The sequence below is a fragment of the Mycoplasma wenyonii str. Massachusetts genome, assembly GCF_000277795.1.
Lineage (GTDB): Bacteria > Bacillota_I > Bacilli_A > Mycoplasmatales > Mycoplasmoidaceae > Eperythrozoon_A > Eperythrozoon_A wenyonii.
On the sequence record NC_018149.1, the window covers coordinates 198,351 to 219,006 of the forward strand.

Sequence of the window (20,656 nt, forward strand, 5' to 3'; positions counted from 1 at the left end):
AACTAAGTTAGAGTATGGCTTCAGGAAAGAGAATTATTGGAAATCTAAAGATGAACTTCATGAGACATGAACTCAACTACTACTTTTTGGAATTAAAAAAGAAATTCCAAAATGAAACACCTGAACATAGCTTAGGTTTAGCTGTACCTTATATCTATCTAGAAAAGACAGCTGAACAACTGGAATCAGCTATTCAATTATTGGCTCAAGATGTACACCACCTAGAAAAAGGTGCTTACACCTCTTCAATTTCTGCTCCTCAACTGAGTTCCATAAATGTTAGATCTACTTTAATTGGTCACTCTGAATGTAGAGCGCTAGGTCAAACAGCAGAGATTATCTCTGAAAAGGTAAGAATAGCAATACTAAATGGATTTAATGTTGTTTATTGTTGTGGTAAATCTCCTTTAACAGAGATAAAGAAAGAATTATTCTTTATTAACTCTGCTAATCTAGATAAGCTTTCTATTGCTTTTGAACCTTTGAGTGCAATAGGATCTGGTTCTGCTATGCCCCCTGAATTAGTAGAAAAGCAACTAGAAGAAATAAAGTCTTTAGTTATGGAAATGTGAGGAGAGCCTGGAAGAAAGGTTCCATTACTGTATGGAGGATCAGTTTCAAAAACTAACTATAAGTCTTTCTTGGCACTCTCAACTTGCGATGGAATACTAGTAGGTAGTGCTTCACTAAATATTGACAGTCTGTGAGAGATGGCAATGAATAGATAGATGGCAAAGGTATTTCTAACTATATTAGATGGTTGAGGAGTAAGAGAAGAACAAGAATGAAATGCAATAGCTCACGCAGATACGAAGAACTTTGACTACTTAAATAAGGAATATCCTTTAACTTCTTTAACTGCTTGCGGAGAAGCTGTTGGATTGCCGGATGGTCAAATGGGAAATTCAGAAGTAGGTCACTTAAATATAGGGGCTGGTAGAGTAGTAGAAACAGGACTCTATAGAATCAACCAAGCTATTAAGTTAGGAGAGTTTGAACATCTAGAGAATGTTCAAAAGGTATTTGAAGGTCTTAAGTCAAATCTTCACGTGATGATTCTTGCTTCCAGAGGAGGAGTTCACTCTCACATTAGTCACTTATATGCTTTTCTAGAGGTAGCAAAGGCTTCTGGAGTTAAACCTTTTGTACACCTTTTTGGAGATGGAAGAGATGTAGCTCCTAAGCAATTTCTAACTGATTTAGAGGAAATAGAAGAAAAGATAAAGGAATCAGGAGCTGTTTTGGCTTCTATTTCAGGAAGATACTATGCAATGGATAGAGATAAAAACTGAGATAGATTGGAGAAGGTATTAAAGGTACTTGTTAAAGATGGAGAGCTTGTTTCTTTTAAAGATGCAAGGGAATATGTGAACTCTGAATATGAAAAAGGAACTACTGATGAATTCATAATCCCTGCGATCTCAGAAGAATATCTTTCTTCCGGAGAATTAAATGGAGGAGATGTTGTAGTATTTCTGAATTTCAGACCTGATAGAGCAAAGCAAATCTCTCACTTATTAGTTCCTTCAGAGAAACTGTATTCCTATAAGTCTGAGTTAACTCCTAAGAATTTATCTTTATATACTATGGTGGACTATGAAGGTGTTTCAGCAACTGGAGTATTCTTTCCAGCTATTAAGCTAGAGAACACTTTAGGAGAGGTAATTAATAGTGTTGGAAAAGCACAATTAAGAGCTGCTGAGAGTGAAAAATATCCTCATGTCACTTACTTCTTTGATGGAGGAGTAGAAAAGAAATTTGAGAGAACAGATAGAGTTATAGTTCCTTCTCCAAAAGTAGGTACTTACGATAAAGCTCCTGAGATGTCTATTCACCAGTTATATGAAGAAATAGAAAGTAAGGTAAAGACTACTGACTACGACTTAGTAGTAGTTAATCTGGCTAATCCAGATATGGTGGGTCACTCTGGAGATTTTGAAGCTACTGTTAAAGCTTGTTCTGCAGTAGATCTAGTATTAGGAAAGATATATCAATTAACTAAGGAAAAGGGATATACCTTAGTAGTTATGGCAGACCATGGAAATGCAGACATTATGAGAGATGAAAAGGGAGAACCACATACTGCTCACACACTCTCTCCAGTTCCTTTTATTGTTTGCAATAAAGAAGTGGTACTAAAGAATGGAGGAAAGTTAGGAGATGTTTCTCCTACTATCCTAGAACTATTGTCAATAGAAAAGCCTGCAGAGATGACAGGAGAATCTCTATTACTTGCTAATTAACTTTTATAATCCTTAAGAAGTAATTTCAGAGATGGCAACAGTTCATAACTCAGCACCAAAGGGTTCAATAGCAAAGTTAGTAATAGTTACAGGGGATCCAGAAAGATGCAAACTATTTGCAGAGATGTATCTTGAAAACCGCAAACTATTAAGTCAAGTTAGAGGTATCTATTGCTATACAGGAACTTATAAGGGAGTAGAAATTACCTTTATGGGTCACGGAATGGGACAAGGCTCAATGGGTATATATAGCTATGAATTAATGGCTCCTATGTTTTACGATGCAGACTTTGTTATTAGATTAGGTTCTTGTGGAGGACTAAATCAAAAAACCAGAATTAGAGACATAGTTGTGGTAGAAAAGATAAGAACTAACTCTAATTATGGAGAGCTATTGCATATACCGCATAGAAAAGGAGAAACGGTTCAAGTGGATCCACAATTAGTTGAATTGGCACACAAGTGCGCTAAAGACTTAAATATTTCTTTGCAAAGCACCACTAACTGATCTCAAGATAACTTCTATATTCCCCTATCACATATGGAATTAGGAGAACATACTGGTTGTGACACTGTAGAAATGGAAAGCTACGCACTAGAAGTTAACTCAAGATATTTAAAGAAGAAAGCATTAACTATCTTGACTGTTGTAAATGAAACTAGAACTGATACAGGATGGTCTTCTCTGAAGTGACAAGAAAGAGAGCAAACTCTAGGAGATATGTTTTTATTAGGTTTAGAGGTTTTGGTTCAATATTCAAAATTAAATCCAAACTAGAGAGGCTGTAAAGGAATTTGGATCTGGGAATATGCCCAGATCTGAGTTAAGTAACCATTGAATATTTGAAAAGAATTCTCTGTTCTTAAGAGAAAGAAAAGAGTTAGTTAATCAATCTTGAGCTCTTAACTCTAAAGATAGCAAAGAAGGCTTAACTAGATTAACTCCTGCTTTAACCAAAGAAAGCTGATCTATAGAACAGGTCTTAAAAGACTTTCTCTTAAGCCCTAAACATTCAAATTGAGGGAAGATCTGAGATAAATCTTTTTTCTCTTCACCTTCTTATTTCTATTCCTCTTCCTTAAAAAAGATAGAAGAGGAGATAGAACATTCTCTTCTCACTTACTCTAAGCTAGATACCTATCTAGAGAGATATAAGTCCACCAAGAAATATGAAGATAGTTGACAAGAGCAATATAAAAAACTACTTAATCCCTTAGAGCTAAAACAAGAAGCACTAAGTAATAGAAAAAAGCAAGAGGAAGAAAATCTCATAACTGAATTAGATAACTTAGAGCTCACCAGAAAGTATGAAGAGTTGTCAGCTAAGACATGAGAAAAGATAGAAGAGCTTAAGTCAACTGTACTAGAGTTTGATACCACTTTCCACAATGCTTTAAGAGGAATATCTTCTGAATTCAAGATACCTCTAGATCGTTGTTTACCTTCTATGTTTCTCGCTTTCTTTCACTCTGAGGATTTCTCAAAAACTAGTTCAGTTCCACTAAAAGACACTCCTAAGTGAGTTAAGAAATTCACTTCTTTAACTAAGAGATGATCTATCTCTAGATATATTCCTGAAGAGAGAACAAAAGCTCTCTTTAGTCCCCTAGATCCAAAGACTTTAACTAAGCAAAATATTCAGTGACAAGATCCAGAGGAAAAGTGATTCTATTACTACAAACCTTTAATAACTCTTTTCTTCGATAAATACAGAGAGAGATATAAGAAAACACTTATAACTACTTGAGAAGAGCCAGAATACACCTTCCCACTAACAGAAGTAGATATCACTGAGTTAGTGAGTGGTTCTAAAGACAGACCTATCTATGGTTGTGAAGGATTAACTCCTTGAAAAATAGGAGAAGAATTAGAGTTAATTGAAGCTACTATTGATAGTTATGCTCAACAGTTTGCTGAAGATGCCAAGAGAGAATTTGCTGAAAAAGGCTTCTCTCAACTACCTGTTTCTGAGCTATTTAGCTCTACTGAGCTATTAAATCAAATAGATAAAGAGTTCTAAATTCTTTTAATTTATTAGTAAATGGAAACTGAAAAAGAAACTATTTTAGACAAGGCAGAAGAAAAGATAGAGGAAGGTTCAGAGACTCAAACTAAGTTAGTTTGAACAAGAATAGAGAATACTAATGAACCTAATACTAGATTCAAGATAAAGAGAAAACTATTAAAGAAACTCTTTAGTTGTTTCTTTATTCAAGACAGTACAGCTTGAGATTTATCAGGGATTTGTCCTTGTTTTGAAAGAGATGTATTGTTTGATAAATGCAAGAACTTTACCTTTACATTCTCTAGACTATTTTGAGAAAGAGTATTTAATGAAACCAGACCTCTAAACTCTAGTATTAGAGCTAAAAGATTAAATAGACCTAAAGAAGAATGGTAGAGATCAATACTACTCCTAAAACAGATTCTTTTACTGAGAGAGACTATAAGTTTGAAAATTGAGCTCTTTGAGGAATAGAGTTCAATGAAGCAGATTACACTGTCTCCACTAGAGATTTAGTAACTACCTTTGAACAAGTAGAGTCTCCTCAACCCAAGAAAGAGAAGGTCAAAGCTAAACCAGAACAAGCTAAGCCAGCTAGTGCTGTTCCACCTAAAGCAAAGACAGTTGTACCGGCCAAACCACCTGTAAAAAAAGTAGAACCCCCTAAAGCTGTTGAGCCAAAGAAAGTAGAGCCTCCTGCTGCAAAAGCTCCCACTCCACAACCAAAAAAAGAAGCACTAAAACCAGTTACTCCACCTAAAGCTCCTGAAAAAAAGGTTGAACCGGCAAAGCCTGTACCTCCTCCTGCCAAACCAGTACCTAAAGCTCCAGCTAAACCTACTCCACAAAGAAAGAAACTGGATTTCAGCAAGAGTACTAAAGAAACCAGAGATAAGTTCATTCCAGACATTAAATCTCTTGTTAAATCTCTTTCTATAAGTAGCAATCAAGAGCTAAACAAACTCTTCCCAGATACAAAACCTGCTAAGAGAGATGCAGAAAAAGAATTAGAAGATGCAGAACACAAGAGACTCTCAAGAGTACAAGAAGAGAGTTACAAAAAAGATGAAAGAACAAAACACACTTATGCTCTCAAAGACTTCCCTCTTGCTGAACCAGAACTAATTAATCAACTTGCAGAAACTCACTCTAAGTACTTTGGATTATTAGTTAAGTTACAAGACACTCACACTCCAGAGGACTTTGTAACCGCTTTCAGAATACAAGACAGAATATCTTATCTACTTGATAATCAAACCCTACTCTATAAATCTCTAACTAAACAATTAATTCAATATCTAGAAAGAATTAATGAGAGATTAGAGAAATATCTTGCAGATATTACTCTAAAACAAGAAGATATAAAGAGAATGAATGCCCAAATCACTAGATTCAATGAATATGACAGAAAGACTCAAACAAAAATAGATCAAGTTGAAAAAGAAACTAATCTTTATCAAGAAGATCTAAGAAACTATGAAGAAAGTCTTAAGAGTCAAATAGAGTTACCTAAAACCCCAGAAGCACCTGAGGAGCCAACTAATGAAGCTATAGTTCATTAAAAAATCCTCTTAAATGGGGATTTGGGTGAACTCAAATAACTTTATGTTTTTGTAGCAGAGAATGCAGGAGAAGGGAGCCCCTCTTCTTCAACTCTCTTCAGTTTCAAAGAAATATGACTCTAGAGGAAAGTACATACTTCAGAACTTCAATCTAACAATCGAGAAAGGTTCTTTTGTTACTATTATTGGTCCCTCTGGCTCAGGAAAGACAACCATTCTTAACCTAATTGCAGGCTTTATTAAGCCTGACAAAGGAAAGATCTTACTTTCAGGTATAGATATAAAAGATATTCCTCCTAACCAAAGACCTACAGCTACAGTCTTTCAGGATTATGTCTTATTCCCTCACTTAAATGTCTTTGAGAATATAGCCTTTGGACTTAAGAAACAAAAGAAGATCTTAGAGAACCCTCCCCGGCATAAGAAAGAAAAAATGGAGAGACTCTTACTGAAAGCTAAATTTAAGAGTTACTCAAATTTAGAGAAAGTTATTCTAGAAACTGCTAAATACACTGACTTACTTAAGAAGTGAGTTCATAAATTAGGTCTAAGAGAGGATCAAGAGCTCTCAAGAAAGAATAAATCTCTATATCAAAAACTAGTTATTTTCTATCTAGGAATTATTAAGACTAAGCTACTAGATCTAGAATATTGAAAATCTTGATGAGAGTATTTCCCCATACTCAAAGAACAAGAACTTAGTTACAAATATCTAGCAAGAGCTTTTAGCTCTGCTGAAATAGCAGAAAAGGTTAATAAGTTAGTTTCTCTAGTAGGACTTACTGGTTATGAACAATCAGCTATAGATACTCTTTCTGGAGGTACTAAGCAAAAAGTAGCTCTAGCTAGAGCTCTTATTATGGAGCCACAAATAGTGCTACTAGATGAACCGCTATCAGCTATTGACAAAGATATGAGAGAAAAGATGCAGATAGAGTTAAAGAAATTACATCAAAGACTTAAATTGACCTTTCTCTTAATTACTCACGATCAAAAAGAAGCTTTGCTTCTTTCTGACAAGGTAGTGGTATTGCATAAGGGAAAGGTAGAACAATTTGGAACTCCTTCAGATGTTTATGACACCCCTAGTAATGAATGAGTTGCTAACTTTATAGGTAAATCCAATATCTTTGAGGGGATTTATCTATCCCCGCAAGAGGTAGAAGTTAATGGTTCTATTTTCCAAATTGAGAACATTACTGGATTTAGTACACATGAAAGAGTGAAGGTAATGATTAGACCAGAAGACTATGATGTTGTTCCATTAGGACAAGGATTTATCTCAGTAAAGGTAATAGATGCTATATATAAAGGTCAATTATGGGAACTACAGTGCAACTTCCGAGAAATCACTCTCTTAGTAGAAAGCTTTAATCAAGTCAAAAAGGGAGAAGAGATAGATCTACTCTGAGACCCTATAGATGTGCACTTAATCAAGATAGAGAGAGATGAGAAATGAAATTAATACTTAACTGGACTTCTTTCAAGCTAAAGAAGATTGATGGCTTATTTGTTCCATTTATAGTATTCATTCTTTTAACCCTTGTACTACCTGCTGTATTGATGTGCACTCACAGCTTTAGATCTCTATCAGATATTCAACAAGCTCCCTTAACCTCTAATATCTTTTTTTCTTTTGGAATTAGTACAATGGCAGCTTCTGTCGCTTTAGTAGTTACCTTATTTCTTAGCTTTGTACTTGCTTTCTTAATTTGATCTTCATTTAGCAGTAAGTGAAGAAAGAGATTACTTCTTCTTCTCTGCTTACCTTTAGTAACTAATTACTTTATTAAGTTAATAGGGTTAAAGAGTTGTTTTGACTTTTTTAATGGAAGTCAGAATAGTACTTATGGTATTCAATACACCATAGTTGGATTGGTTTATCTTTCATTACCATTAGTTACTTACAACTTCATAAATACTTTCTTTTCTATTCCTGTTGCTCAGAGAAGAGCTATTAGAGATTTGGGTCAGACTTCTTGAGGGGAGATTATTCACCTTTTATTGCCTTGATCTAAGACAACTTTTTTAAGCTCATCAATATTATTCTTTCTTCCTTCTTTATTTACTACCTTTATCTCTGAGTTTTTGAATCATGATCAAGGAACTAGAATGGTCGGGGAAGTAATTACTAGTCTTTCTAACAACATCTGAGCTGAAGGGGCAAAACCCTTCATTGTATTTCTCGTTAGTCTCTTATTTACTATCTCTGTATTCTTTGTGGTTTTTTGAGTCTCTTTCTATAAATTTGTAGGTTACCAAACTAAGAGAGTTAAGAATTGACTGTATTTAAGGGCGAAGAGAGAAAATATCAAGCAAAAAAGTATGCAATTAGTTGCTTTAAATCCAATCTAAATTGCTGTATTCTCTTAGATTTCTTCCTATAGATGGCTTTAAGTGGATTCAGTTTTCAAAAAAAGGATCAACCATTCTCTTTTTCTTTGCTATCTACCTGCCTTGAGTAGTAATTATCTTTTTATCTTTTGTTAAGCCTGGTGACAAAGAAGAAGTAGATACTGACCTTTGAGGAGTTTGAGATAAGTTTTCTTTGGACAACTACTCTCAGTTCTTCAAGACAGGAGCGAATAATGATTTCTTCTGGAGTAGCTTAAGAAACTCTTGTTCTATAGCTATTAGTGCATTAGCTCCCGCTCTTTGGATTTCTTTATTAACTGCTTTCTTATTGTGGAAGAGGGGAGGGAGATATAAGTCAATTGTTTATAACCTGTCTAACTTATCTATTTCTTCTCCAGAGTTAATACAAGGGTTGTCTTTCATGTTGCTATTTATGGCTGTTGTTCTGCCTTTGGGAGCAAACTTTGGTTTCGCAACCATAGTTCTTTCTCATATAGCTTTTTTAGTTCCCTATGGAATTATTCTTATTTATCCTAGGTTAGAGAAGTTAAATAAAAAGTTATTGTTGGCTGGAAAAGATCTGAATTGTGGGGAATTTGAAACTTTATTTAAGATAGTATTCCCTCAAATAAAGGGAACTCTTCTTTTTTGCTCTTTAGTCTTAGTCATTCTTTCAATGGATGATTTCATAATTACTAACTTAGTTAAAGGTAGAGTAACTACCTTAACTACTCAACTCTATACCATGAAAAAAGGTGTTAAGGCTTGATCAATGTGCTTTGGAGCTATTTCTCTACTAATAGCTTTCTTAGTATTTCTTGGTTATTCCTTATTTAAGAGAGAAAAGAGAGAATCTCAAGTTCAGTTACTTAGGGGGTAGTGGGGACCGAGAAAGGAAAACTAGGGGATTACATCACTTTAGTCTCAAGAAAGAATAAGAATTTAGAAGTCACTAAGTTAGTTGGAGTGACTGTAGAAAAAAAGATTGTTTTATCTTCATATGACAAGAGAAAAACTAATTTAAAAATCTGTCAAATTATTGAAAAAGGAGACTTTGTGGCCAGATTATTTAATGTAGAGATGACAAGAAAACTAGCAATTGCGCTTCATGAAGACGAAAAAAGAGCCATTGTATCTTCTCAATATCATGTTTTTCGAGTCACCAGCCCTCTGTTGAATAATCACTATTTAATGCTTATTTTTAAAAAGACTGTCACAGATTTAGAGTTTGTATATAACTGTTTCGGAGGCATCAGGGGCGCATTAGCTTGAAAAGACTTTATTAAATTACCTATTTCTGTTCCTTCTCTTGAACTTCAAGAAAAGATTGTCAATAAATATCAAACAGTAACTAAATATATAGAAGTTAAGAAAAGAATTAATGAGCTACTTGAAACAAAGATGAAAGCTTACTTCCATATATTGTTTGATGATTTACAGGATTATGAAATGAGAAGTTTTGGCGAGTTGTTCACAATTATTCGAGGAGGAAGACCTCCCAGATCTAACAGATGACTAGAAGAACTTTATTACTGCCAAGAAGGCGGAATACCTTTTTTGCAAGTCAGAGATATAACGAAAAAAGAATTTAAGTTTGTCAGAAATACTGCAGAACAGTTAACAGAACAAGGCTTTAAGAGAGGTAATTGTTCAATGGTCTCTCCGAATGACTTGATTTTTATACACAACGCTAGTAGCAAACAACTAGGGAATATTTATGTGAATTCCTGTTATTTAACAATCAATAGTAATTTTTGAGCTTTGTCTAATAATCTTCCTTGCGGGGGGGGCATCAATGTAGTCTGCCCATAACTTTTATTTATTTTTTGGTCAAGGAAAATATTTGAATTCTACAAAGATTAATTAACATGTCGACGGCAACTACAGCTTTTGATTTGGGAAGGTTTCAAGCTTTCAAAGTCAAAATACCAAAAAATAAAGAATTAATAGATCAATTCAAAAACTTCTGTGAACCTATCTTTGAATTGCAAAAAAGCAATGAACAAATTATTCAGAAATTTTTGAGATTACAAAAGTGTTGAGTTGAAAGTTTAGATTAACTTTTTTAACTGTTACAGAGGGCTTTTATTGCGGCTTCTGAGCAATAAAAAAATTTAAAAATTCATCCTTTTTGTCATTTTGCGCTAATAAATGTACAAAAAATTGTTGGCTGTGGAGGAAAATACTTTTCTAGTTACTTATATTTCTCCTTTATTTTCAGAAGAAGGAGAGAGAACCATTAATGAATGTTTTAGAGAGGAAATGGCAAAAGCAGATAGAGTGGAGATATCTGTGGCATATTGTGGTTACAACTCACTAAAAGAAATAGACAGATTGGTGGAGAAAGGAAATATTAAATACATTTGTGTAATTTTTGGAATGCATTGATTTATTGGGCTTTGGGAAGATCTATATCTTCTTGCGATTGAAATTAATGAAAAGTGAAGAAGTAAGGGGATGGGAGAGATAAGACTGGTGGATTATTTTCCACATCACGACAAACTTTATTGTTTTTATAAAAATGACCATCTCTTTTCGGCAATAATAGGCTCACCTAACTTAAGTTTTTTAATTACACAAGAAAGAAAAACATCCAGACAATATGAGTTAGGAGAACTAATTCACAAGCCCTCTTCTTTGAGACGTTATCGAAGGCACATAGCTAAATTGAAGTCAAATAATTTTTCCAAAAATATAGTTGATCTAGAACAATACAAATCTGTTGTTGTTGAAGAGGAGTTGAATAGGTGAGGAAAGATAATTCAAAAAACTAAAATTACTTACACCAAAAAATTATTTTCTTGATGATAAATCTTGATGAGTTGAAAAATTCCGAAGCCCTGAGAACCATCACAATTCCTCTGGTTGTGCCATCTGAACAAGAAATTATTGACAATGCCAATTTGGATTTATCTTTTTCGCCCTTAAATGCTTGCTATAGTAAGCCAGTAATTGACGGACAAGGACACAGTTGATTTGAGGTAAGGTTAATTGTTGAGGGAGAAGATAATTTACCTTCCAGAAAAGATTGATTTTACTTAATAACTGATAATGGATGGTTAGATAAAGCTTGTTTTTCTGGTAGAGGAAAGAGAGTTAAGTGGTTGAATACTTTTAAAAATTCAGATATGATAGGTGGCTGAATCAAAGTTAGATTGGTAGGACGGGAGTTAATTGACGAGTTTTCTTCTCCAGATGAAGATACAAAAAAATATGGAGTGGTTACTAAAGAAGTTTTGAGAAGTTATGGTGGAGACAAGATATATCTAAAGAAAACTACTAAGAAACATAAAGATGAAAGAGGGGTTGAAAGGGATGTTTGATTGATATCTTTTCCCTTTTCTCTTGATAATGAATAATTAGAATTTCCCTGTCTTTCCTCTTTTAACTCACATCTAAGATTGATAAAGTAAAGGATTAATCAAAGATATTACTGATTCAATAAGTTGAGACTAATTGTGAAATTAAATTTGAAAAACTTCATATACGTTGGGTTTAAAAAAGATATCTTAAATGACTTTAGTGACTATTAGACCTCTGTGATAACAGCCTCTTTAGATACTCAAAGTTTCTCTTTACAAGCCAACGAGACTTATCATTCAGATACTTATGTGGCCCCCCCCGCAACTTCCTTAAAGGCTAATTACAACGACTTAAAGAAGTATTACTTAAAGCTAAAGAGAAATTTAACTTTCTCTATATTAATTGCCCAACTATTTCTTATGGGATTTGCTTGGTTTACTTTCAACACTATTTATCAGATATGAAAAGAAAAAAATGGATCAAGTTGACTTGTAGAGATAAAGTTCCCACAAGAGATCAAAAAAGGAGAATTATGAGCACAGATTCCCTCCACTGTCGGCTTTGGAGCACTTCTTTGAGGTTGTGTAACTAATGTAGGGAGATTAGTAAAGAAAAGAAAACAAGTTAAGTGGGAGTGTGAACTTTGTCAGTCCGGAAGACATCCTTCCACTTTAACTCCAGGACTTTGTCAAAGTATTTTTTCTTTATTCGGATGAAGAATTAATTGCTACTGAACAGGTTTTACTATTTCCGGACTTGCAGTTATTGCGGCTGTTTATACATATTTGACTAAGGGGTTTAGAGGTTCTAGTGGAGAAAGTTGAAAAGTTAAATGAGAGAATTTGACTTCAAAAATGTTTGAGTGAGAAGGAGAAGGAGAAGACAAAGCTCTTAGAGTAATTCTTGCTGTATTTCTATTTGGATTAGTAATTATCTTCATTTCTAATTTCCTAAGTAGACAACTAATTAAGAGATCTTTGAGTGTATTCAAGACTGATGAGTCTAATATGCACCCAGAACTGAAAGAAAAGGTATTCAGATTAAATAAGAGAGATAAGATAATCAGTACCATTATCCTATGTGTTCTTGGATTAGGAATATTCATTATCTTTAAGAGATTGATAATTGCAGTTTTCAATAGAAGCTTCAATGTTTCTAGATGGTAGGGAATAAACTAAGTTAGAGTATGGCTTCAGGAAAGAGAATTATTGGAAATCTAAAGATGAACTTAAATACTATTTTTTGTATTAATTGAATCTCGTAGATTGCTTATTTGCTCTCAGTACCAGTTTTTCAAGATAGGAAATTCTCTAAATTTTTCAAATTTTTCCCAAAATAAAGTATTGAGATATTCCTTTTCTGTTACAGTGAAACGATAATCCTTTCAATCAAGATATTTTTTCTTGCATATTTGAAAGAATTTTTCTAAAGTAATTACTATTGGATCCCCAGCATATTTTGCCTGCTTTCTTTCGGCAGTTGTCACCAACTTTATGCGATAATTCTCACAGTCTTGCAATACAGATTCCGGAATAAAGCAATCTCTGGTAAAAACATAAAACACATCTGTTTTAGGCTTATGGTCTCGTAGCAAATCCTTAACAAATTCTTCTCAATTGCTAAGGCTAATTCTTATATATAAAAAAATTGCTTCCTTTCTTCTTGCTAAATAATGAACGTGACTTGGTGAAATCAAATAATGGACCCCTTTAAAGCTCTTAATGTGATGAAAATAATGATCAGTAATTAAAAATTTTTCTTTTTCTCCCATTATCTTGAAAACCCAAAGTATGGTTTGTCACTTTCACCTAACCCACTCGCCCCTTAGATTTTCTAATTCTCTATATATGTAATAGCGATAAGGACTTAAAAAATCATTTAATTTCTTCTTCGTTTAATTTTTCTCCCCCTGCAAGCCTTTCTTGCCTTTTCTTCAATAATTGTTCAACAAAGTTATAACAATCTTTTTTAAAGACAATTAAGCATTTGTTTTCGAATTCACTATCTAATTGTTTTCAGAAATTTTCAATAAATTCGCTGGCTGTTTTTAAAAAACTTTGTTTTTGATATTCTTCTGTATACAACTTTTCAAATAATTCGCAGGCTAACTTAATGGTGTTGAGACCTTTGCGGGCATGCCAATCCTTTATAAATTCTTGCAGAGATTTTCAAGAATTTGATAACTTTTGTGACAAATTCGATGGTTTTTAATTATTAATTTATTCTTCACAAATTAAGCAAACAAATCACGAATTGTTAACTACTCCCCATCAATAATTTCTGCAATCGCTTTACACTTCCCATCATCTTCCAACTTCCCTCATAGTTGTTTTTGATATAAGTTCCTTGGTAACGGAAAATAAAGATAATGATCAATACGAGCTTGGAATCATGTTTCTAATAGTCTTCTTTCTTTATCAGAGTATTGGTAATCTTTTCAATATTCATTATTCCTTTCACAAATGTTTAGAAATTTTTCAAAAGTTATTACTTCTTCATTCTCTGAATAACAAACAAACTTAATAGATTTAGTAGTTACTAATTGAATATTGTTTTCCTTACAAGCTCTTAAAAACTTCTTAGGTATTCTCCCTTCTAGCGTGATTAAGTAACAGCAATTAAGTCTAGTTTCTGCCAATTTAGATAATTCCTTTAGCACTTCTCTTCTTTTTTGTGCCCCGCCAAAGGCATTCATGCTTAAGTTAGCTCGAACACAAAAGAACAAAACTTGTCGATAATTAATTTCCTTATGATGTCAACTCGGAGAGCAAATTACCCCCTCAACCTCATTCACAACTCTCGACTCCAAAGTAATTTCCCTTTCGGCCAGAAAAAGCGTTGTTAAAAATTCAATTCTGGTTTTGTTGTTGAGTCTGTAGTCTATTTTTCTTTCCCTAATTTGATCTAGATATTCAATTACAAATTCGTAATAAGTTCCAAATAAATGAATCAATTCTTTTCGCACTTCTTCCTTTTCAATTGAAATTTTTTTCTCCAAAAATTTGTCTAGTAGTTCAACAAACTTACTTGGCAAATTAGGCAAATGTTTAAAAATGTATTTGATTTGTGCAATAGATGGCGTATTGGTTGTGAAAATTTCATCATTTTGAAAGAATTTTCTAACTCCTTTTGGAAACGGAAAATCTTGATTATTGGTTCTTTCTAAGAAATGCCTATAAGAGTTTTCTGCATACTTCTCCTGACTGGCTTCCCATCTCTTTAAAGCCCCTATTTTACAAATATCAACAAAATAATCCGCCTCCATATTTGGATTCTCATTTCTTAGACGCCGATATAAGTCATAAATGATCATTTTCCAATTGAGATAAAAGGAATTATCATTATTTCCTTCAGGCATTCTTCCTTAGCCCGAGAAGGAAACTTAAATATAAATTTATCCCCCTAAATCTCCCTTTCTATCCCTTCTTCTCCTTTTTAAATTTCTTAAATTCTTTAATTAACTTTTGACCCTTCAAAGTTAAGACTCTTCCCTTCGATCCTTTATTTATATAACCTTTAAAGACTAGATAGGGCTCTATCTTCTTAATAATTGTTTGTTCATCTATATTAGTTCCCTGAATAATGGTTTTGATTCCGGCTGTTTCTTTTTCAGCCTTACTCAAGAACATTAGATATTTCAGATCAACTTCTGTAAGTCCTCGAAATATAAAACCACACTCTTTAATAATTTCTTGAATCTCACAAGAATTATTAATTGTTTTGTAGTCAACAACTCTTCTAAGTATTCTCTTGACATTTCTAGGAATTCCCCTTGAATTATTTGCAATAACATTTATCTCTTCTTCCGAGAGAGTCAACTCTCATTGTTTCAAGAGAGACTTAATAAGAGCCACAATCTCTCAATCTTCATAGCAATCAATAAAGAAAACATATCCAAATCTCTCTTCTAGAGCCTTTGGTAAAGCTCCTAGATTGGTAGTAGCTGCAATAAGAGTAAATCTAGGTAGTTGCATTCTTATAGCCTTAGAGTTGTAGTTCTTTCCAACCAATAGATCTAAGACATTATCTTCTAGGGCAGAATACAACATTTCAGCATATTCTTGCTTTAAGCTGTGAATTTCATCTATAAATAGAACATCAAAGTCTCTTAAGTTATTGAGTACCCCAATTAGATCTGGCAGAGTTTGAATATTAATGGCCGGAACTATCTTTATATTTACCTTTAGCTCATTAGCAATTATTTGCGCTAAAGAGGTCTTTCCTACTCCCGGAGGCCCATAAAAGAGAATATGTTCTAAAGGTTTATTTAATTTCTTAGAGATTGAAATACCTATCTTCAGACTCTTGACAATCTCAGCTTTACCAATAAATTCACTGAGAAAGCTAGGTCTAGCCTTTAGAGTTTCTGAATCAATCATTACATGCAATTTGTTTCTCTTGAGATAGTCTTTAAACATTCACTAATTATTGAGTTCAGATCAACAAACTCATCCTTTCTAGGCTTAATTAGTTCTATAGTTTTTCTAATTTCTTTTCACTTGTAGCCTATCTCAGTTAAAGATGAAATTATTTGTTTCTCATCTCAAATTCCATTAGTTGTTTCTGAGGCTGGTAATTTCAAGAAATTCTGTTTAATGTTTTTTGAACTTCTAAGAGTAGTTATTAGAGAATTAGCAAGTTTTAAGTTCAGCCCCTTAAGACTAGCTAGCTCAATACTTTCTTCTTGTTCAGCGAGAGCTAAGATATTTTGTCAGTTATTGGTTAGGATCTTCTGAGCTGTTTTAGAACCAATACCTTTAATAGAAATTAAGAATCTAAAGATTTCATAATCTTGTTTTGTTAAGAATCCAAACAGTTGAGTATTTAACTGACCATTTGGATCTAATCTAGACTCCTGAAAGATATAGATTAAGCGTTCTTCTCCTTCCTTAAGAACTGAAGTATTTAAAAAATGTATTTTGTATCCAATGCTTTGAGACTCAACGATAATGTAGTCTCTTTGGAGTTCAACAACTTTACCCTTTAAGTAATACATTCTTGTTATTCATTAATTAGCAAATTTTTCAAAAAAGCGGAATTTATTTTTTTTCTAGCTCCAAAAGTTTGTTAAAAATCACTGAACTTTTATCGCGAAGTGACTCTCTATCATTCTCTATCTTCTTTAGTCAATCTAACTTAATAGATAGGCTGGTTAGATTATCAGACTTTAGATATTCTTCTGATTTATCTAGTAGTAAGTGAATTAAAGAGTAGTAGAGTTCAAAGAAGTCTCATACCTTCTCAAAAGAGATTTCTGGAGTCTGAACATTCTTAGGAAAAAAAACATGTTTAGATATTGCAGAGAGATTCTCTTGCAATTGAGTTAAAAAAAGCTTTTCTTCAGGTAGAAGTATTCACTGAAATAGTTCATAGTAGTTCTCTAAGGAAGTAGATTGTCAATCCTTTAGTTGCCTTTTGAGCATTTCATGTATCTTCTTGCACTTAAGCAGAGCGGTTCACAAGGCTAAGATAGTTGAGTAATCAGAAATAATAGTTGTTGGCTTACCTTTCTCTTTTGGGGGATAAGGAATTCTTCTTGGTGAATTCTCACTTTGAGCTAAGACATATAAATTTATTGCCTCTAGATAGCTCTTTTGTTTAGCAGAAATTAATTCCTGTTCCCTCTGGGACATACTAACCAGCCCATAGAGACTAAATATAGAATTCAAAGTGCTAATAGCAAATTGAGCATCTAAATTAGGTTGAAGTTGAAAGGCTCTTGCAGGATCTCCCAAAAATAAAGAATTCAGAAGAGCATTCACTACTTGATTCAGAGAAAGTAATTCTGTCTCTGGACTTGATTGATTTATTGAACTCTTTCAGCTAGCTTTTATTCAATCTACGAAGTAGATAGGATCAGAGAGAGTTAAGTTGGGATTAGAGCAATAAAGTTCTGAAAAGTCCTTAGAGCCTTGAAAGTCAATCCCTAAAGAATAAGGTGTTATTCCTACTTTCAATAGTTGCTGAATGATCTTGAGCGAAGCACTAATTCCAGCTCTGTCAGTGTCAAGTAACAAGACTATCTTTTTTATTCCATGCTTTTGTATTAAGGCAAGAGTATCTGCACTAAGCTCCCTACCCATTAAAGCAACAGCTTTATATTCGGGATTTACCAATAACAAAGAATAAAGATCAAAACAACCCTCAAAGAGATAGATGTCTGAAGAGCTATTTATTCCCTCTAAAGCAGGCATGTTGTACAGCAATTGTGCTTTTCTAAACAAAATAGTCTCTTTAGAGTGCATGTACTTAATCTCACTTTTAGAGCTGGGAGCAACTCTAGAGCTAAAACCAATTAATTCATTGGTTAGAGAAAAAACCGGAATAACTATTCTGTCATGAAATAAAGGCAGAACAGAATCTTTCTTCCCCCTTTCTTGAGAAAATATTCCAGTTCTTAAGAGAAATTCATTGTCAATGAATTGATATTCTTTATCTGCCTTCTTTACTCTCTCTAGGGCAAGTAACAACTCTTTCCCAGCAGGAGCATAACCTATTCTGAATTTCTTAATTAACTCAAGAGTTAGCTTTCTTTCCTGAGTTAAGTAAGCTAAAGCTTGCTTACCAGAGTCGGAATGCAAATGTTTCTCATAGAACTGCGAGACAAACTCATTGAATTTAAGTAGTTGATTTCTCTGTTGTAATTCGTGAGAAATTCTTGGATCAATCACATTTTCCATTGGTAGTTTCAGTATTTTGTGAGCTTGCAACAAAGCATTGTGAAAGTTAGCCTTCTCTTTTCTCATAATGAAAGAAACTGCATCTCCAGCAACACCACAGGCAAAACACTTGAATATATTTTTTTCTTCTGAGATAGATAGAGAGGCCCTGCTATCTTCGTGAAAGGGACACAAAGCTCAATAGTTTCTCCCTTTCTTTTCAAGCTTTAAATAGTGTTCTATAACTCCCTTAATACTTATCTGACTCCTGTCTGCCACCTATCTTTCTAATAGTTGTTCTAGTCCCAGACTTCTTAAGATGTAGCTCTTCAATGTATCTAGATTAATTCTTGTTTGTATACCAGAATCTCTATCTCTAATAGTGAAAGAGAAATTCTCACCTTGGAATGAACCACTCTCATAATCAACTGTTAAACAATATGGAGTTCCTCATTGATCTTGTTCTCTATATCTCTTACCTATTGAACCCCCACTAGAGATAATGGAGGTAATAGGAAATCTTTGGAGCCATTGATTTAATCTATGAGCCCCCATTTCTTGTTGTGCACTCAGAGGTAAAACAGCAAATTTAAATGGAGCTAAAGAGAAAGGAAGGGCCAATATCTCTCAAGCCCTGTTATCTCTAGTTTGTAGAAACTCAGTAATTGTTGCCAACATCAATCTATTTAGTCCAACTGAGTGTTCTACTATGTGTGGTAATAAGGTAGTTTGATTATTGTTGGCTTGAATGTGAAGCTTAGTTTTAGAGTGTCTTTGGTGAGAATCTAGATCAAACTCTCCTCTATTAGCTATTCCCCAGAGCTCTTCCTCGCCAAATTCAAACTTGTAGTAGAGATCTAAGTTTTTCTTAGAGTAGTGGGGGAGTTCATCCCCTTCTATAGTTTTGAAGTGGAAAGAGTCAGGAGAGAATCCCAGCTGATAAATCAAGAAAGAAGTTATTTGTTCCTTTTGGGACTGTAGAGCCTTTTCGTTTTCTTCTGGAAAGGTAAATTCCTCTAACTCTAATTGTTCAAACTCTTTAGTTCTGAAGATAGTTCTACCAGTTGTGACCTCATTTCTAAAGGCTTTACCCATTTGAGCCACTTTGAAAGGAAATTTCAATCTAGGACTCAGAGAGATCAACTTTGCATTAACAAAGATTGTTTGTGCTGTTTCAGGTCTTAAGTAGAAGTTATCTACCTTAAATACTTGATTGAAACTCTTTGGTTCAGTTAAGTTCTTAGATCCACAGGAAGAACAAGACTCAGTTATTTCTTCAAATCTAGTATTGCAATCTTTGCACTCTACTAATTGTCTTTCAAAATGTTTGATATGACCTGTCGCCTCTCAGATCTCTTTATTAGTTAGTATGTTTCCGTCATACAACAAAGTATTCTTTTGAGTACTTACAAAGTGTTTGATTCAAGCTTTCTTTAGGTTTTCCTTTAGAAGAACTCCTAAGTGACCATAGTCTCAACTATTTTCCATCCCTCCATAAATGGAGCTAGAGGGATATATGAACCTATTCTCTATTAAAAACTTCTCTACTTTACTCAAAGCAAATAATTTTTATACATTTATTAGCAAATTAAGCCAATTTGGATTAAAAAATTAAATTTGGATGCAATTTAGCACAGAATTTAGGGGCCTTTTTCTTCTTTGGTAGGGGCAACTTATCTTTAATGGTTGTAAACTGCAGCTTTTTATTTAACTTAAATATTTTTCAAATAATCAAGGAAGAAAACACCACAGAAGGTATTAGGAAGAAATTTCTCATAATAAAGAATTGTTCAAAAGGCAAGGTAGAGATCTTTATATCAAATAAAGGAAGTGTAATTATATCTACTAATACATAGGCTAGAAAGTTTAGTATTGTTAGTCTCAAAATAACACCTCACTTCTCAGCCTTTTCTGATAAAGAAGGAAATAACTTATCAGAAGAAAGACAAAGACAAGCTATCATACCCAACAATAAAAGACCTCCTATAACACCCAAAAAGCCAGTGAAAAATAATTTAGGGAACTCAAGAGATTTGGAGAAGATATTTAAGGAAACAGAACTTCCATCAATGAATGTAGCCTTATGGAAAAAGTAATAAGCAGTTGCTGTAAGCGCAGTTAAAGCAACTACGCAAATAGCATTTTGTCCATTCTTTCATCTCTTCTTAGAAACGCTCTCTCCAAACATATATATAAAGCCACCTAAGAATCCATTAAATACAGCAGCCAACAAGTAACCATAGTTAAAGACTGAAGAGGTTAAGACCACAGTTAATAGGTCTGTTAATAGTCCAATCAAAATACCAATAACAGGACCATATAAACCGCCCCCTATCTTGATCAGAATAGTTTCAATTAATAACCTACTACCTGGATAGATCTGAAAGACTATTCCTAGTAAGTTATGGGTCAAAAAGGTAATAGTGAAGATTATTGCAGTATTTGTTGCAATAATCATTGCAATGCTTGAGATAGTGTTTATGTTTAGGCTTGGAAACATCAAGAAGTTCTGTTGTAGCCAAAACCTA

At 33.6% G+C, this 20,656-nt stretch carries 22 protein-coding genes; 14 read left to right on the forward strand and 8 right to left on the reverse strand.

Annotated features, from left to right (window positions below):
* Positions 1-14: 14 nt before the first annotated feature.
* From WEN_RS00995 to WEN_RS01055, 14 genes are all read left to right on the forward strand, one after another.
* The gene (locus WEN_RS00995; RefSeq protein ID WP_014849701.1) at positions 15-728 is read left to right on the forward strand and encodes a triose-phosphate isomerase; all 714 of its coding nucleotides are present in this window, start codon (positions 15-17) and stop codon (positions 726-728) included.
* Positions 729-2,243 (forward strand): 2,3-bisphosphoglycerate-independent phosphoglycerate mutase, encoded by a 1,515-nt coding sequence (gene gpmI / locus WEN_RS01000; RefSeq protein WP_014849702.1) that lies wholly within the window; start codon positions 729-731, stop codon positions 2,241-2,243. It begins immediately after the preceding gene.
* Between the two features lie 31 nt (positions 2,244-2,274).
* The gene (locus WEN_RS01005) at positions 2,275-3,021 is read left to right on the forward strand and encodes a phosphorylase family protein (protein WP_014849703.1); all 747 of its coding nucleotides are present in this window, start codon (positions 2,275-2,277) and stop codon (positions 3,019-3,021) included.
* Between the two features lie 31 nt (positions 3,022-3,052).
* Positions 3,053-4,264: a hypothetical protein gene (locus tag WEN_RS01010; protein ID WP_014849704.1), complete on the forward strand. Its 1,212-nt coding sequence runs from the start codon at positions 3,053-3,055 to the stop codon at positions 4,262-4,264.
* 21 nt (positions 4,265-4,285) lie between these two features.
* Complete coding sequence (locus WEN_RS01015) at positions 4,286-4,645, forward strand: hypothetical protein (protein WP_014849705.1); 360 nt, start codon at positions 4,286-4,288, stop codon at positions 4,643-4,645.
* The gene (locus tag WEN_RS03925) at positions 4,639-5,811 is read left to right on the forward strand and encodes a hypothetical protein (RefSeq protein WP_014849706.1); all 1,173 of its coding nucleotides are present in this window, start codon (positions 4,639-4,641) and stop codon (positions 5,809-5,811) included. The genes WEN_RS01015 and WEN_RS03925 overlap by 7 nt, the downstream gene beginning before the upstream one ends.
* A gap of 61 nt (positions 5,812-5,872) precedes the next feature.
* Positions 5,873-7,276 (forward strand): ABC transporter ATP-binding protein, encoded by a 1,404-nt coding sequence (locus WEN_RS01025; RefSeq protein ID WP_014849707.1) that lies wholly within the window; start codon positions 5,873-5,875, stop codon positions 7,274-7,276.
* Positions 7,267-8,166: a spermidine/putrescine ABC transporter permease gene (locus WEN_RS01030; protein WP_014849708.1), complete on the forward strand. Its 900-nt coding sequence runs from the start codon at positions 7,267-7,269 to the stop codon at positions 8,164-8,166. The genes WEN_RS01025 and WEN_RS01030 overlap by 10 nt, the downstream gene beginning before the upstream one ends.
* A gap of 1 nt (position 8,167) precedes the next feature.
* The gene (locus tag WEN_RS01035) at positions 8,168-9,046 is read left to right on the forward strand and encodes an ABC transporter permease (RefSeq protein ID WP_014849709.1); all 879 of its coding nucleotides are present in this window, start codon (positions 8,168-8,170) and stop codon (positions 9,044-9,046) included.
* Positions 9,046-9,978, forward strand: coding sequence for a restriction endonuclease subunit S (locus WEN_RS01040; RefSeq protein WP_014849710.1), 933 nt, complete (start codon positions 9,046-9,048; stop codon positions 9,976-9,978). Before WEN_RS01035 ends, WEN_RS01040 begins: the two co-directional genes overlap by 1 nt.
* Positions 9,979-10,034: 56 nt before the next feature.
* Positions 10,035-10,226, forward strand: a complete 192-nt coding sequence (locus WEN_RS03615; protein ID WP_014849711.1) for a restriction endonuclease subunit S domain-containing protein — start codon at positions 10,035-10,037, stop codon at positions 10,224-10,226.
* Between the two features lie 91 nt (positions 10,227-10,317).
* Complete coding sequence (locus WEN_RS01045; RefSeq protein ID WP_083838592.1) at positions 10,318-10,977, forward strand: restriction endonuclease PLD domain-containing protein; 660 nt, start codon at positions 10,318-10,320, stop codon at positions 10,975-10,977.
* Entirely contained in the window at positions 10,971-11,525 is a 555-nt protein-coding gene (locus tag WEN_RS01050) for a phospholipase D-like domain-containing protein (RefSeq protein WP_043911279.1), read from the forward strand. The genes WEN_RS01045 and WEN_RS01050 overlap by 7 nt, the downstream gene beginning before the upstream one ends.
* A 180-nt stretch (positions 11,526-11,705) precedes the next feature.
* Entirely contained in the window at positions 11,706-12,635 is a 930-nt protein-coding gene (locus tag WEN_RS01055; protein WP_014849712.1) for a hypothetical protein, read from the forward strand.
* Between the two features lie 62 nt (positions 12,636-12,697).
* Here WEN_RS01055 and WEN_RS01060 read toward each other — a convergent pair whose 3' ends face one another.
* The 8 genes from WEN_RS01060 to WEN_RS01095 all read right to left on the reverse strand — a co-directional run bounded on the left by WEN_RS01060 (position 12,698) and on the right by WEN_RS01095 (position 20,628).
* A complete protein-coding gene (locus WEN_RS01060) occupies positions 12,698-13,240 on the reverse strand; it encodes a PDDEXK family nuclease (protein ID WP_014849713.1) in 543 nt (180 codons plus the stop codon).
* 70 nt (positions 13,241-13,310) lie between these two features.
* Positions 13,311-13,664, reverse strand: a complete 354-nt coding sequence (locus WEN_RS01065; RefSeq protein ID WP_014849714.1) for a hypothetical protein — start codon at positions 13,662-13,664, stop codon at positions 13,311-13,313.
* 65 nt (positions 13,665-13,729) lie between these two features.
* A complete protein-coding gene (locus WEN_RS01070) occupies positions 13,730-14,827 on the reverse strand; it encodes a PDDEXK family nuclease (RefSeq protein ID WP_148267991.1) in 1,098 nt (365 codons plus the stop codon).
* A gap of 58 nt (positions 14,828-14,885) precedes the next feature.
* Entirely contained in the window at positions 14,886-15,887 is a 1,002-nt protein-coding gene (gene ruvB, locus WEN_RS01075; protein WP_014849716.1) for a Holliday junction branch migration DNA helicase RuvB, read from the reverse strand.
* Positions 15,848-16,465, reverse strand: a complete 618-nt coding sequence (ruvA, locus tag WEN_RS01080; protein ID WP_014849717.1) for a Holliday junction branch migration protein RuvA — start codon at positions 16,463-16,465, stop codon at positions 15,848-15,850. The genes ruvB and ruvA overlap by 40 nt, the downstream gene beginning before the upstream one ends.
* 43 nt (positions 16,466-16,508) lie before the next feature.
* A complete protein-coding gene (locus WEN_RS03580) occupies positions 16,509-18,407 on the reverse strand; it encodes a CHC2 zinc finger domain-containing protein (RefSeq protein ID WP_014849718.1) in 1,899 nt (632 codons plus the stop codon).
* On the reverse strand, positions 18,408-19,616 hold the full coding sequence (locus tag WEN_RS01090) for an aminoacyl--tRNA ligase-related protein (RefSeq protein WP_148267992.1): 1,209 nt from the start codon (positions 19,614-19,616) through the stop codon (positions 18,408-18,410).
* Between the two features lie 115 nt (positions 19,617-19,731).
* Entirely contained in the window at positions 19,732-20,628 is an 897-nt protein-coding gene (locus WEN_RS01095) for a glutamyl-tRNA amidotransferase (protein WP_238530702.1), read from the reverse strand.
* Positions 20,629-20,656 lie beyond the last annotated feature (28 nt).